The organism is Streptomonospora mangrovi, from assembly GCF_027604915.1.
GTDB lineage: Bacteria > Actinomycetota > Actinomycetes > Streptosporangiales > Streptosporangiaceae > Streptomonospora > Streptomonospora mangrovi.
This window is the reverse complement of sequence record NZ_JAJAQC010000029.1, coordinates 36,371-50,631: the sequence shown is the minus strand read 5'-3', so window position 1 is coordinate 50,631 and position 14,261 is coordinate 36,371. Positions and strand designations below refer to the sequence as shown.

9 protein-coding genes are annotated in these 14,261 nt (G+C 75.4%); 4 read left to right on the top strand and 5 right to left on the bottom strand.

Annotation, left to right across the window (positions count from 1 at the left end; all coding sequences use genetic code 11):
• Window positions 1-18: 18 nt before the first annotated feature.
• Complete coding sequence (locus tag LG943_RS17210) at window positions 19-717, bottom strand: response regulator (RefSeq protein ID WP_408648604.1); 699 nt, start codon at window positions 715-717, stop codon at window positions 19-21.
• A 1,196-nt stretch (window positions 718-1,913) separates the two neighbouring features.
• On the opposite strand from LG943_RS17210, the gene LG943_RS17205 reads away from it, so the two are divergent.
• The 3 genes from LG943_RS17205 (at window position 1,914) to LG943_RS17195 (ending at window position 6,915) form a co-directional block, all read left to right on the top strand.
• Entirely contained in the window at window positions 1,914-3,146 is a 1,233-nt protein-coding gene (locus tag LG943_RS17205; RefSeq protein ID WP_270073315.1) for an oxygenase MpaB family protein, read from the top strand.
• Between the two features lie 288 nt (window positions 3,147-3,434).
• A complete protein-coding gene (locus tag LG943_RS17200) occupies window positions 3,435-5,825 on the top strand; it encodes a serine/threonine-protein kinase (protein WP_270073314.1) in 2,391 nt (796 codons plus the stop codon).
• Between the two features lie 133 nt (window positions 5,826-5,958).
• Complete coding sequence (locus tag LG943_RS17195) at window positions 5,959-6,915, top strand: cation diffusion facilitator family transporter (protein WP_270073313.1); 957 nt, start codon at window positions 5,959-5,961, stop codon at window positions 6,913-6,915.
• A 76-nt stretch (window positions 6,916-6,991) separates the two neighbouring features.
• On the opposite strand, the gene LG943_RS17190 is transcribed toward LG943_RS17195, so the two are convergent.
• Window positions 6,992-8,014 carry a sodium:calcium antiporter gene (locus LG943_RS17190; protein WP_270073312.1) on the bottom strand — a complete coding sequence of 341 codons (1,023 nt, stop codon included), beginning with the start codon at window positions 8,012-8,014 and terminating at the stop codon, window positions 6,992-6,994.
• Window positions 8,015-8,232: 218 nt separating this feature from the next.
• Between LG943_RS17190 and LG943_RS17185 the strand changes: the two genes are divergently transcribed.
• Window positions 8,233-9,213 (top strand): DUF2207 domain-containing protein, encoded by a 981-nt coding sequence (locus LG943_RS17185; protein WP_270073311.1) that lies wholly within the window; start codon window positions 8,233-8,235, stop codon window positions 9,211-9,213.
• A 50-nt stretch (window positions 9,214-9,263) separates the two neighbouring features.
• Here LG943_RS17185 and LG943_RS17180 read toward each other — a convergent pair whose 3' ends face one another.
• The 3 genes from LG943_RS17180 to LG943_RS17170 all read right to left on the bottom strand — a co-directional run bounded on the left by LG943_RS17180 (window position 9,264) and on the right by LG943_RS17170 (window position 14,022).
• Window positions 9,264-10,145, bottom strand: a complete 882-nt coding sequence (locus LG943_RS17180; protein ID WP_270073310.1) for an alpha/beta fold hydrolase — start codon at window positions 10,143-10,145, stop codon at window positions 9,264-9,266.
• Window positions 10,146-10,383: 238 nt separating this feature from the next.
• Window positions 10,384-10,860, bottom strand: a complete 477-nt coding sequence (locus tag LG943_RS17175; RefSeq protein ID WP_270073309.1) for a hypothetical protein — start codon at window positions 10,858-10,860, stop codon at window positions 10,384-10,386.
• 267 nt (window positions 10,861-11,127) lie between these two features.
• Window positions 11,128-14,022 (bottom strand): glycoside hydrolase family 9 protein, encoded by a 2,895-nt coding sequence (locus LG943_RS17170; RefSeq protein WP_270073308.1) that lies wholly within the window; start codon window positions 14,020-14,022, stop codon window positions 11,128-11,130.
• Window positions 14,023-14,261 lie beyond the last annotated feature (239 nt).

The window sequence follows — 14,261 nt, the reverse complement described above, 5'->3', positions numbered from 1 at the left end:
GGCCGGGCGGGGCGGCGGTCAGGCCCGGCGGTGGTAGCGCTCGGCCACCACGGCCTTGTTCTTGTTGACCGCGTCCATGCGCGACTCGGCGCCGAGCTTGCCGAAGATGTTGCGCAGGTGCCGCTTGACGGTGCCCTCGGTGATGGACAGCCGCATGGCGATCTGCCGGTTGCTCATGGCCACGGCCACCAGCGACAGCACCTCCTGCTCGCGCTCGGAGAGCAGGCCCGAGGAGCCCGAGCCCACCGACACCATGGTGTCGCGCGAGACCGACATGGTGACCTGCTGCTGGCCGTTGGCGGCGCTGTGGATGGCCGCGATCAGGTCGCGGCGGCTGATCCCCTTGTGCAGGTAGCCGCTGATGCCCACCTGGAGCATGTCCTTGACCAGTTGGGGCTCGTCGTACATGGTCAGCACGATCACGGCCGTGCCCGGCGACACCGCCTGGAGCCGGGTGGCGGTCTGCACGGGGGAGCTGCGCGGCATGTCGACGTCGAGCAGGACCACGTCGGGGCGCACCCGCGAGACGCAGTCGACGACGGACTCGCCGTCGCCGGCCTCACCGACGATTCGGAAGTCGCCTTCCGTCAGCAAAACCTCACGGAGCGCTTCACGCAAAAGTGTGTGGTCGTCTGCCAAGACAATCCGAATAGTCAACGGAACCTCACGGAGCGCTTTGCCGGAAGTTGCGGTGTGCCACGAAGGGAATACGGTCACGCTGTGCGGTCGGTGCAACTGCGGGACGGTGGGAGAAGGGTGGCGACTGCGCGGCCCGTGCGCCGCGCGGGGGCTTACTCGGCTGCCTTCCGGACTTTACCATCATGACCGTGAGCCATTCCTCTGCGGGTTTTGGCAGCGAACCGGGCGGGGTGGCCGCGGTGGGGGAGTTCACGTGCCGGGGGCACTGGGATACCGGGCTCGGCGGGCGCCCCGATGCGACTCCACCATAGCGGCGGCGGTGTCCGGGTGAACAGGAATTGAAGACTCATTCATGCTTTCGGATTTCCTATCACGGCCGGATTTCCCTGTCCTGCTGCCATTGTTTCGGGAAGTTGAAGTTTCGACGGCCCGAGGGGGCGGGGCCGTGCCGGACATATGCCGTGGCCGGATGCGGGGACGGCGCCGTTGCTTTCCCCAGGTGGGCGCGGTCATTGTGAACCGCCCGCACGTCGATCAGCATAGGCCACCGCCCGGACGGCCCCGGCGATAAGCCGGGGAAAACGCGGTGCGCGGGCGCGCCGATCCGGCATTCCGCGCACCTGCCCCGGATTCGATCATGGTGCTGACCTGCCGGGGTGCCGGTGGCCTCTCCCTTTGTATCCTGGCACGCACGCAAGGTGGCCGCCGTCCACCGGCCGATGTCGGCCAGCGGCCGAACTCATTGCCGCCGGCCCGCGTCCGCGACCGGAATGCCGCGCCGGCGCCCGAAGATCAACTTGCGCAATTCCGCCGGTGTGTTTGCATCCGCATCGGCCGAGGCGGGGGCGAACCACCAGGAAACACTGCATGTGCCCGCGCATTGGGTGATGCCGTGCGCGGGGCCGCTCGGCCGCCCCGGACGTGACCCTCGGTGACCGCCGCCGGTTCGCGCTATTCTCGGGGCAACGGCGCGGGGAAAATAGCCGGGATGGACACCGGCGAACCGTATGTACACCTCCTCTCCGGGTAATTCGGTCGAACCCTTTTTCGCCCCCTTCGCCCGTCCGGGGAGCCGGTCCGCCGCACTTCCGCGGTGAGATGTGAAGGAATTTCGCGATTTGCGGGTTCCAGTTCCACTGCCGGCCCGCCCCCTGCCGCCCCGTGGCGCCCTCCACCGCGCCGGGAACCGACCCCGGCGCCGACACGTTCGCGTAGTCGGTAGTCTGCGCTCGGTGATCATGCCCACGGCGTGGGCCGACGGTGGGAAGGCAGCCATGACCGACAACCCCTCGACCACCGCTGCGCCGCGGCTGCGCGACCCCGAGGCGGTGGCGGCCCGCCACGGCGCGGCCGGCCCGCGGCTGCTGAGCCGGGGCCTGGCCATGGGCGACCCCCTCGCCGACGCCGCCGTCGCCGAACTCTCCGGCGGCGCGGCCGCGCCCGCCCGCGCCGCGCTCGCCACCGGCCTGCGCGAGGGCCTGGCCGCCCTCACCGACCCCCCGCCCGCCGTCGCCGCCCTGCTCGCCGACGCCGAGGCCGCCGTCGCGGCGGCCGACCCCGCCCTGCTGGAGCGCGGCGACGTCGCGTCCATGACCGTCGACGCCTTCTGGAGCCGCATCAGCTTCGCGCTGGGCTCGCTGGTGCACACCTACAGCGCGCCGGCCATCGCCCGGGTCCTCACCGGCACGGGCCGCCTGACCGGCGACGCCGAGCGGCGGCTGGCCGAGACCGGCCTGTGGCGGGTCAACGCGATCCTGCCCGGCGGGCTGCGCGTGGGCGCGCCCGGCTACGTCGACAGCGTCCAGGTGCGCCTGCTGCACGCCCGCGTGCGCGCGGCCGCCCAGAGGCGCGGCTGGGACACCGCGCGGTGGGGCGTGCCCGTCAACCAGGTCGACCTGGCGCGCACCTGGCTGGACTTCACCGTGGTGCCCTTCCGCGCGCTGGCGCGCGTGGGGATCGCCCTCACCCCTGAGGAGGAGCGCGACCTCTACCGCTACTGGCACACCGTCGCCGCGCTGATGGGCGTGGACCCCGACTTCCACGCCGGCGCCGCCGACCACGCCACGGCCGGCGCCCTGCTCGACCTGCTGGAGGCGGCCAACGACCCCCCCGACGACCACGCCCGCGCCCTGGTGCACGCCCTCATCGACGCCCTGGCCGGCGGCCAACTGGGCTCCCTGCTGGGCCTGGCCGAGCCCGAGGCGCGCCGCATGCTGCACGCCCTGACCCGGCTGATGCAGGGCGACACCGCCGCCGACGCGCTGGGGATCCCCGCCGAGGACATCGCCCCGTTCGTGCCGCTGATCGCCCTGCCCAACGCCCGGCTGCGCGAGGCCGAGCGCGCCACCCCCGACTCATGGCAGCGGGCGCTGGCCGCCCACACCGCCTACCGCCGCACCGAGTTCGCCCACCTGGAGACCGCGCAGTACCGCACCGCCGCCGACGGCGGGGGACCGGACGCGGGAGCGGGCGAGAAGCCGGCCGCGGGGCGGGGCGCGGGCGGCTGAGCCGCCCGCGCCCCGCGCCGGCGGCGCCGGCCGCGTGGCCGCCTGTGGCCAGCGGCGCGACGGCGGTCAGTGCCGTAATCTACCGTTTCGCTGCAAGGCCACCCTCACGACCGGTGTGTGGGCGCGCGGCGGCGCGGCCCGCTGAATCCCGTCCGTTCCGCGGCGCCACGGCCGCGGCGGCACACACACCCGGTCCGCCGGTGCCGCGCCGGTGCGGCCGGGCCCACCCGACCCCCGGCGCGCCACCGCGCGCTTTGGCCCGTACCACCAGAAAGGCCCCCCCACCCCATGAGCGGCGCCTCCGCCACTCCCGGCGAGCCCTCACACCCCCGCGACGACGCGCCCGCCGCCGCCCCGCTCCCCGTGGAGCTGAACCCCCTGCGGCCCGAGGACCCCCGCGCGATCGGCCCCTACCGGATCGTCGGCCGCATCGGCGCCGGCGGCATGGGCGCCGTCTACGGCGGGCTGGACCCGCACGGCCGCTGCCTGGCCGTCAAGACCGTCCACGCCGACCACGCCGCCGACCCCGCCTTCCGCGCCGCCTTCGCCCGCGAGGTCGCGCTGCTGCGCCGCGCCAACGGCGTCTGCACCGCCGCCGTGCACGCCGCCGACCCCGACGCGCCCAGCCCGTGGGTGGCCACCGACTACATCGCCGGCCGCACCCTCCACCAGCACGTCCGCCAGGTCGGCACGCTCGACGGCGACATGCTGCGGGCCTTCGCCGCCGGCACCGCCGAGGCGCTGGCCGCCGTCCACGCCGCCGGGATCGTGCACCGCGACATCAAGCCCGGCAACGTCATCCTGGCGCCCGACGGCCCCAAAATCGTCGACTTCGGGATCGCGACCGCGCCCGACGACGCCGAGGGCGCCGACGCGGGCGCCTCCTACGGCACCCCCGGCTGGGTGGCGCCCGAGCGCTACCGGGGCGCGCCCGCCGCGCCGCCGGTCGACATGTTCGCCTGGGGCGGCCTGGTCGTGCTCGCCGCGACCGGGCGCGCCCCCTTCGGCACGGGCAGTGCCGCCGAACTCAAGGAGCGCGTCCTCACCGGCGAGCCCGACCTCGACGGGGTGCCCGCGGACCTGCTGCCGCTGGTGGAGCGGGCGCTGGCCAAGCGGCCCGAGGACCGCCCCGCCGCGCTGGAGGCGTTCACCGCGCTGCTGGACCTGGTCCAGGGCGAGGACGAGGAGTCGCCCGACGGGCGGCCCGAGCGCGCCCGGCCACTGGCCGACCGGCTGCGCTCGGCGCTGGCCCGGCACTGGCGCGGTATCGACGCCGGCTGGCACGAGCCCGCGCTGTGGGCGGCCGCCGCCGGCGTCACCCTGGGGGCGGGCACCGCCGCGGTCGGCGCGACCCTGGCCGGGGCCAACGCCCTGGCCGGTGCGGCCGGCGGCGCCGGTGCGGGCGCCGGAGGCTCCGGAGCGGGCGGCACCGCAGCGGGCGCGGGTGCGCTGGGCGGCCTGGGCGGCGCCGGCACCACCGGCGCCGGCGGCGCGGCCGCCCAGGGGGCCGCCGGTATCGCGCTGGGCAAGATCGCGGCGGCCACCGCCACCATCGTGGTGGGCGGGGGAGTGGTGGCCGGGGGGATCGCCGGCTACACCGCCTGGGCCGGGCCGAGCCCCGAGGAGACCGTGCAGGCGGCGGCGCAGCGCCTGGAGCAGGGGCGCGGGTTCTCCGCCGAGGTCGTGCGGCAGTACACCGCCGAGCACGCCGAGCAGGAGGCCGCCGCCCTGGGCGTCTCGCCCGAGGAGGCGGTGGAGGCGAGCCGCACCGAGATGGAGTACGCCTACGCCGGCGGAGCGCGGCCGGTGTTCCTGGCCAGCGGCTACTTCACCCCCGGCGACGCCTCCACCCGGGGCCGCGGCCGGCCGGCGGAGTCGGTGGTGGCCGTGGCCAACGTCGACGGCGCCGTCTACGTCTACGGCGCGGCCGACGAGGCCACCGGCGAGGCGCCCGCCTACGCCGACCCCGCCGACTACCCGGCCGGCGACTACGGCCCCCAGATGGTCGCCGACGCCCTCACCTCCCTGGCGGAGTCGGGCGAACTGGTGGAGCAGGAGGAGACCGAGGACGTCGGCGGGGTGGCGGCGCAGGTGTTCTCCGGCCCCATGACCGCCCGCGTGCTGTCGGAGGGCCGGGTGGAGCGCTCGCAGACCACCGGGCGGCTGTGGGTGGACGCCGAGACCGGCGACCCGCTGCGGCTGGAGCACACCCACGAGGAGTGGCGCATCAGCGTCGAGTTCACGGCGGTGGACGAGGCGCCCGAGATCGCCGACCCCCAGCCGCCCGACACCACCATGGCGACGGAGGGCGCGCTGCCCCAGGTGAGCTCCCTCATCGTCACGCCGGTCTGCGGTCGGGTCGAGGCCGACGGCGAGAGCTACGAGGTCCGGCCCCAGGTGTGGGACATGTCCTGCGGCCAGGCCATGGATCTGGCCGAGGCGTTCGCGGCGGGCGAGGGCGAGATGCTGATGGACTACTCGGGCACCGGCGTGCAGACCCTGCTGATCGGCGACTACGCCTGCGAGCAGATCACCCCGTCCCTGCCGGAGGGCGGCCGGGTGGGGCGCGTGCTGGGCGACTGCACCGTCGCCGAGCCCGTGGAGAACCCCGGGCCCATGGGCTTCTCTCACACCCTCGGCACCCGGCCGGTGGTGGTGCTGGCGGCCACGGCGGACTGAGGGGGTCGAGGGGACGGGGGTCCGGGGGGCCGGGCAAGGACCGGCGGGGCGCCTGCGCACGTCGGCGGATACGAGCGTAGGATGCGCGGGTTCGCGCAGACCGCGGGGATCTCGGACGCCGACGGGGGAAGTCATGAGCGCTGAGGGAAGCACACGGGCGGTGGTCACGGCGCTGGGCGCCAACCTGGGAATCGCCGCCACCAAGTTCGTCGCCTACCTGCTGACGGGGTCGTCGGCGATGCTGGCGGAGTCCATCCACTCCGTCGCCGACTCCGGCAACCAGGCCCTGCTGCTGGTGGGCGGCCACCGGGCGCGCCGCCGCCCCGACGCCGAGCACCCCTTCGGCTACGGCCGCGAGCGCTACATCTACGCCTTCCTCGTGGCCATCGTGCTGTTCTCGCTGGGCGGGTGCTTCGCGCTGTACGAGGCGTGGCACAAGATCGCCGACCCCCACCCCATCACCGCCTGGCACTGGGTCCCGGTGGCCGTGCTGCTGGTGTCGATGGCGATGGAGGGCACCGCGCTGCGCACGGCCGTGCGCGAGTCCAACCAGGTGCGCGGCGACTCGGGATGGTTCGCCTTCATCCGCCGCGCCAAGGCGCCCGAGCTGCCCGTGATCCTGCTGGAGGACACCGGCGCCCTGCTGGGCCTGGTGTTCGCGCTGCTGGGCGTGGGGCTGACGCTGGTCACCGGCAACGGCGTGTGGGACGGCCTGGGCACCGGCGCGATCGGGCTGCTGCTGGTGGCCATCGCCGTGGTGCTGGCGCTGGAGGTCAAGAGCCTGCTCATCGGGGAGTCGGCCAGCCCCGAGCACGTGGGGCGCATCCGCCGGGCGCTGCTGGCGGGCGAGGACGTCGACACCGTGATCCACATGCGCACCCTGCACCTCGGCCCCGAGGAGCTGCTGGTGGCCGCCAAGATCGCCGTGGACGTCCGGGACGACGCGGGCGACGTGGTGCGCGCCATCAACGCCGCCGAGGAGCGCATCCGCGCGGCGGTGCCCATCGCCGGACTGATCTACATCGAACCCGACCTGCTCCGCGCCACCCCGGGCAGCACCGCGGCCCCCGGCGGCGCCCAGCCGGGATGAGGGCCGGGGGCGCCGAGGGCGGGCGGAGGCTGGGGGCGGCGGTCGTCGCGGCCGCCCATGGGGGGCGGCCGCTGCCCTACCCCATGGCCATCAGGAAGCCGATGCCCAGCGCGTAGAAGGCGAACATCGCCACGCCCTCGAAGCCGATCCCGTGCTCCTGGCGGCGGATCAGCCCGGCAGCCACCAGCAGGTTCAGCACGATGCCCAGGGCCACCAGCAGCACCACGCCCTCGGTCATGGCGCCGTAGACCGAGCCCTCGCGGTAGGCGACGTCGCTGGCCGACAGGAACAGCACGTCGAACCCGTTGCCGCCGATGATGTCGCCGATGGCCAGGTGCAGGGCGCGGATGCGCACCGCGTAGAGCACGGTCACCAGTTCGGGCAGCGAGGTCACGAAGCCGGTGATCACCGCGCCCACCACGCCGCTGGACAGCCCCGTCTGCTCGGTCAGCGCCAGGCCCGCCTCGCCGGTGGCGTACCCGGTGAGGGCCACCAGCGCCGCCAGCCCGGCGAACTTCAGCCACATCGACCGCAGCGACTCCCCGGGCCGCCGCGCGGAGGGGTCGGGGTCGTCGTGCTGGGTGTTCCGCGTGGGTTCGACCCGCCACATGGGGTGGTCGCCGACCTTGCGCGACAGCCGCAGCCAGTACCAGTACAGGAACACCAGCAGCAGCGACACCGGATGGACGCCGAACACGGTGATCTGCGGTCCGGCGCCCGCCAGCAGGACGGTCGACAGCATGATCGACAGCCCGATGGGCGCGAGCAGGTTGGGCAGCGAGGCCGCCGCGTGCTCCAGGTTGGCGCGCCGGTAGAACACGTCGGCCAGCGCGATGAACACCGTCTGGAGGGCGATACCGCCCAGCGCGTTGTTCATCGCGAACTCGGCGTCGCCCCGGGCCGCGCCCAGCACGCTGGTGATCAGGCCGGGCAGCGCGGTCACCGCGCCCACCAGGATGATCCCGGCCAGGGTCCCGCCCATGCCGGTCCGGTCGGCGAGGCGGTCCACCAGGCGGGTGAACGGTCCGCCCCCGATGAACAGCGCCGCGGCGGCGGCCACCATCACCAGCGCACTGGCCCACCACGGCCACCCCTGCATGTGCCAGACCCCTTTTCCCTACGACGGTGCGGTCCGGAGGGTCCCTACCCGATATGTCGTCTTCATCCGTCACGCGGCCCGCGCGTTGAGTGGGGTGCGTCACGACGCGCAGCGTGACGTCGGTTCCCGCGAGCGTGTCCGCATGCGGACGCCGCGCGCCCGCGCGGCGCGGGAACCCCGGCGGCGCCGGATCGATCCGAAGGGGTATGAGGCGGGCGATGGGGGCGGGGACCGGGCCGGGGGTCGCGGCGGGCCGCGCGCGGCGGCGCGCGGGGTGGGTGGTGCGGGCGGCGGCGGTGTGTGCCGTGGCGCTGCTGGCGGCGGCCGGGCCGGGGGCACCGGCCGCCGGAGCGGTCGAGCGGGCACCGGGGCCGGCGGCGGCCGGGCACGCCGTCGCGCGGCTGGACGTCGACATCACCGTCACCGAGGAGGGCGCGGTGCGGGTGCGCGAGGAGGTCACCCTGCGCCTCGGCGGGCCGTCCGCCCGCCCGGTGCGCCGCGAGATCCCGGCGCGCGGGCGGGTGGGCGGGCAGGTACGGCCGCTGGGCCTGACCGGGGTGCGCGTGGCCGACGACGCGGGACTGGGGCCGGTCGCGGTCACCGCCACGGCGGCGGCGACCACGGTGCGCCTGGGCGGCGCGCCCACCGCGCCCACTGCCTCGCCCACCGCCGCCCCTGCCTTGGCTCCCACCGCCGCCCCGACCGACGCGCGCGGCCCGCGCACGGTCGTCCTGCACTACCGCTACGACCGCCTGCTGTCCGCCCTCCCGGGCGGCCGGACGCGCCTGGAGCACGCCCTGTGGCCGACCGGCGGGACGCTCCCGGTGGACCGGGTGCGCGCGCGCCTTGGTGCGGCCGGGGGCGTGGCGGCGGCCGAGTGCCGCGCGGGCGCGCCCGGCGCCCGCCGCCCCTGCGCGGCGGAGCCGGGGGACCAGCGCGCCGAGTTCACCGCCGGTCCGCTGCGGGCGGGCGAGGGCCTGCTGCTGGCCGCCACCCTGCCGCCGGGCGCGGCTGCGGTTCCGGGGGACCGGGGCGCCGACGCGCCCACGGTGGTGTGGATGGTGGGCGTGGGCGCGGCGGTGTTCGCGATCCTGCTGATGCTCGCCGTCGCCGAGCGCCGCGCGGGCGCCGCCCGCCCGGCCCCCCGCCGCGCCCGTCGGGGCTTCGCCGACGACGAGCGGTTCGACCGCTACGGCTGAGGGCGGTCAGGCGGCCCGCCGTGCTCCTCACGCCCGCCGCCCCCGCCGCCTCAGGCACGCCCGTCTCGACCGTCGCGTTCGTCGGCCGTGTCGATCACCTCGGCCAGGCGCTCCGGCATCGACAGGAACGGCGCGTGGGAGCTGTCCAGTTCGACGATGTCGGTGGCGGTCCGCGGGAAGCGGGCGTCGGCCTCGGCGATGAACCGGCGCTGGAGGTCGGGGCGCACGGCGTTGTCGCGGGTGCCCACCACGAAGGTGCGCGGCACCGAACCCCAGCCCTTGTCGGTGACCTCGGTGGTGCCCGCCATGATCCCGATCGGGCCGTCGGGGGAGAGCAGGGCGATCGCCGCGTCGGCCACGGCGGCGTCCACGTCGTTGTAGAACAGGTCGCGCAGGTGCACCCGGTAGTCGGGATCGGGGGACCCCGGGTCGAGCCGCATCGTCCCCACGGTCGAGAGGTCGGCGCGCAGCGCGGGCGTGGCCTTCTCCCCGGCGTTCTCCGGCGCGCTGATGTAGGCCATGGCGGGCAGCCCGGCGGTGGGCATGAACGCGCACACGTACACCGCGCGGGCGAACAGGTGCGGCGCCTTCTCGACCGCCTGGACGGCCACCGGCCCGGCCCCGCTGTGGGCCACCACCACGCACGGCCCGCCGCCGCCGATGCGCTCCACGCGCTCCAGCAGGTGCTCGGTCGCCGACTCCAGGGTGATCCCGGCCGTCAGCGACGGCTCGGTGGCGAAGTCCTCGGGGTCGAAGGGCCGCGCCCGTGCGGACGCCGGCGGCCGGGCCTCCAGCCCGTGCCCGGGCAGGTCCACCGCGACGGCGCGCCGCCCGCGCGCGGTGAGTTCGGCGGCCACCGGGCTCCAGCACCAGGTGCCGTGCCAGAAACCGGGCAGCAGGACGACGGGCGGGCGGGCGTCGTGGTGGGGCATGGGCGTGCTCCTGGTCCGGGCCGCGCTGCGGCGGCGAGGGGTGGGGCCGGGCGGCGGTGGGAGCGGGCGCCGCTCCCGCCCGGCGGTGCGTCGCCCGCGCGCGTGTCCGGCGGGCGCGCGGATGGGCCTACCCCGCCCGGAGCGGGAAATGCCCGGCGTCGCGGCCGGCCCGCCCTGCCCGGAGACCGAAACGGCGGCCGCCCCAGCGGCCGGTGCGCCGCCTCGGCCGCCGCCGCCCCTAGCGCGGCGCCGCCGCTGTCAGCAGGTCGTAGGCCGCGCCGGTCGCGGCCGCGTACACCGCGTGGTGCAGCAGGTCGATGCCGACCTCGGCGGCGCCCCAGCGCCAGGCCGGGGGAGCGGCGCCGGTGGACGGCAGCACGACCTGCTCGGCGCCCCAGACCACGAGGAGGTGGGCCAGGGCCGCCGGTGCCCCGGCGGCGCCGGTGGCCGCTCCGATGACGCCGCGCACCGCGCCCCACATCGTGCCGTAGCCCCAGTGGGCCAGGGTGCTGAAGCGCCGCTCGCCCTGCTCGTCGCGGGGGCGCACCCCCAGCACGGTGCCCGCCGCCTGCTCGGGGGCGGAGCTGGAGCCCCGGCCGCGCAGCCGCGCCTCCAGGGTGCTGGAGACCGTCATCGCCGCCGTGCCCGCCACGCCGGCGAGCATGCCCCGCCCGGCGGCGGAGGCCAGGACGGAAAGCGTCCGCGTGGTGTCCATGGGGGACGGCTGCCCAGGTGCCCTCGGGCCATGCGCCGGGTTCCGGCCCTCGGGCAGTGTGCCGTGTCCCCGCCCCGGCCCGTGCGCGCTCGCCCCCGCCGGACCATGAGGTGTTCCCGCCGCCCGCCCCCGCGCCAACGCGGCAAGGGGCGGCGGGAACGGCGGCCGGGGCGGGGGTGGGGGGCGCCCCGGCCGCCGCGGGCCGGCCGATGGGGGTCAGCGTCCCGGCGCGGCGCCGCCGCGCCGGGACGCCCGGCCGGTCCGCCGTCAGGCGCAGCTCTCGCCGTTGACGGTGAACTCCTCGGGCGCGGGGTTGCTCCCGTTCCACCGGCCGTTGAAGCCGGCGGTCACCGAGGCGCCCGGGGCGATGTCGCGGTTCCACGACATCCCCTTGGCCGTGACGGTGGTGCCGCGCTGCGCCCACTCCGCGCTCCAGCCGTGGGTGAGCGTCTGTCCGGCCGTGAAGTCGAACGCCAGCTCCCAGGCGCGGATGGGCTCCTCACCGGTGTTGGTGACCGTCACCGACCCGGTGAACCCGCCGCTCCAGTCGTGGGTGCGGTAGTCCACGGCGCACGTGGCGTCCCCGCCGCCCTCGGGCGCGGTGGTGAACGTGACGCTCGCGCTGGGCTCGGACTCGTTGCCCGCCCCGTCGCGCGCGACCACGTGGTAGGTGTACTCGGTCTCGGGCTCCAGCCCGCTCAGCGCGAACTCCGGCTCCTCAGGGGAGCCCACCCGCTCGGCGCCCTCGCCCGTCTGCCGGTAGACGTCGTAGCCCGCCAGCCCGCTGCCGCCCTCGTCGGTGGCCGCGTCCCAGCTCAGCACCGCGCCGTCGGCGGTGATGTCGGAGGCGGTGGGCGCCCCCGGCGCGCTGGGCGGCGTGCGGTCCTCCGGGTCGCCCCCGCCGCCGGTCTGGTCGGCGATGAACGAGGACACGATCGCCAGCGGCGCGTTCCAGTTGATGGTCAGCTCGTTGGTGGCCCAGGACTCGATGTCGTCGATGTAGCAGAACTGCGGCGCGCAGCCTTCCAGGTTCTCCTGGGCGACCGGGTCCCAGGTGCTCTCCACCGAGTTCGGCCCGCCCGAGAGCGTGCCGGGCGGCGGGTTGGGCAGGTCCGGGTCGAGCTGGTGGGCGTACCAGCGGCTGTGCTGGTTCTCCGCCGCGTTCTCGCCGTAGCCGGTCACATAGGACTGGTTGAGGGCGTTGCGGCCCAGGATGTAGTCCATGCCCTCCACGACGCCGTCGCGGTAGACGCGGTCGCCGGTGAGGTCGAAGGCCGCGGCCATGACCACCATGTTGTTGAGGACCTGGCTGTTGGAGCCCCAGACGAACTCGCCGTCCTCGGGGGCGTAGGGCAGGCCGTAGGGGTGCTCGGCCATCGCCTCCAGGTACTGGTCGGCGCCGGCCACGACCGACTCGGCCACGCGGTCGCGGTCGGGCAGGTCGTTGGGCACGGCCGCCAGGTTCATCCGGCCCAGCGGCGCCACCGCGCCCCAGCTCGCGCCGGCGGCGGTGAAGACGTCGGCGGTGTGCTGGGGGGAGTCCATGACGGCGTCCTCGTAGGACTGCTCACCGGTGGCGAGGAACAGCTCGGCCGCCGCCCAGTAGAACTCGTCCTCGACGTTGTCGTCGTTGTAGGGGCCGCCGCCGACACCGGTGGCCGGGGCGTAGATCTCCGGGTTGTCCAGCGCCGCCTGCCACGCCGTCTCGGCCGCCGCCAGGCAGCGCGCGGCGAAGTCGGCGTCGTAGGGCTCGAACACGCGGGCGCACTGGGCGCCGGTGGCCGCCAGGTTGAGCGTGGCCGCCGTGGAGGGCGGCTGGAGGTAGCGCGGCTGGGGGTCGTCGGCCGGCATCAGCGGCAGGCCGGTCCACTCCGCGTCGTGGATCTTGTGGTGGGCCATGCCCGCCAGCTCCTCGCCCTCGGGCACCTGCATGCTGAGCAGGAACTCCATCTCCCAGCGCGCCTCGTCCAGCACGTCGGGCACGCCGTTGTCGTGCTCGGGCACCGGCAGCGTGTTGTCGCCGAGGCGGTCGGGGCGGGCGGTGTCGGCGTAGGTGGTGCGCTCCCACACGCTCATGATCTGGGAGGCGGAGATGCCGCCGTTGACCACGTACTTGCCGTGGTCGCCGGCGTCGTACCAGCCGCCGGAGACGTCCAGCTCGTAGTCGCAGCCCGAGCCCGGGGCGCACGGCACGCTGGTGTCGCCCTGGTTGGGAGGCACGCCCACGTGGCCGGCCTCGCGGCCGTAGCCGGGCATGATCTCGTCGCTGATCTCGATGCCGCTGCGCTGGGGGTAGTACAGCGACAGCGAGTCCACCCGCAGGTCCTCGTAGAAGGCGCCGGAGATGTCGAAGGGGTGGCTGGTGGCGCCGTCGGCGGTCAGCGTGTACCCCGTGCCCTCGCCGGTGTAGTCGCCGAAGTCGATGGAGTGCACGTTCTCGCCGGAGCTGGGGTCCTCGCCCTCGGGCACGGTCTGGCCCTCGGCCACCACCTCGCCGGAGGCGTCGGCCAGCTCCCAGGGCAGCGCCGAGGTGGCCTCGGTGACCAGCGTGGCGTTCTTGGGTCCGTCGGGCAGGTAGCCGACCTGGTTGACGCGCACCGGCGGGCCGGTGTCGGGGTCGTACACCGGCGGCTCGGCGCCGCCGGTCAGCGACACGTCGTCCAGGCAGAACGTCCACGCCTCGTCGGCGCCGCCGAGCTGGAAGGCGAGCTGGGCGTCGTCGCGGGTGGCCCCGGAGGTGAAGACGTAGCTGAAGGTCTGGGCCTCGCCGCTCAGCACGGGGCGCTCGGCGAGGTAGGCGGTGTAGGGCTCGACCGGCTCCTGCACCAGGGCGCGCACGGCCACGTCGGTGGTCGCCGAGGCGGTGAAGGTGAGTTCGTAGGACTCGCCCTCGGTGAGGTTGATGTCGTCCTGGCCGACGATGGCGTCCCAGGCGTTGACGGTGCCGCCCTCGACCTCGGCGCACAGGCGGCCGTCGACCACCTCGGCCGGGGTGTTCTCGGTGTGCCACCAGCCGGTGGTGCCGTTGTCGAAGCCGCCGTTGACGACCTGCTCGGCCTCGTCGGCGGCGGCGGGCGCGCCGGCGAGCAGGGAGAGGGCCAGGGCGGAGGCGGCCGTGACCGCCCCCGCCGCGTGTCGGACGCGGGGGGAAACTGGGCTCATTGAGAGTCCTCGCGTTGAGGGGGATGGGGGATGAGGGGGATGGACGAGGGTTCCTGCGCGGGTCTCCACGCGTGCGGGAGCGGGTCGGAAGCCGGATCGGGAACGGGATTGGGAGCGCTCCCACACGTAGCCGAATCGTGACAGCGGCATTGCGGATGTGTCAATGCACACACAGTGAGCACCGGCGCGCCGCCGTCCGTCGAAGCGGTTCACCTGCTAGCGGGGCGGTGTTTCCCAGC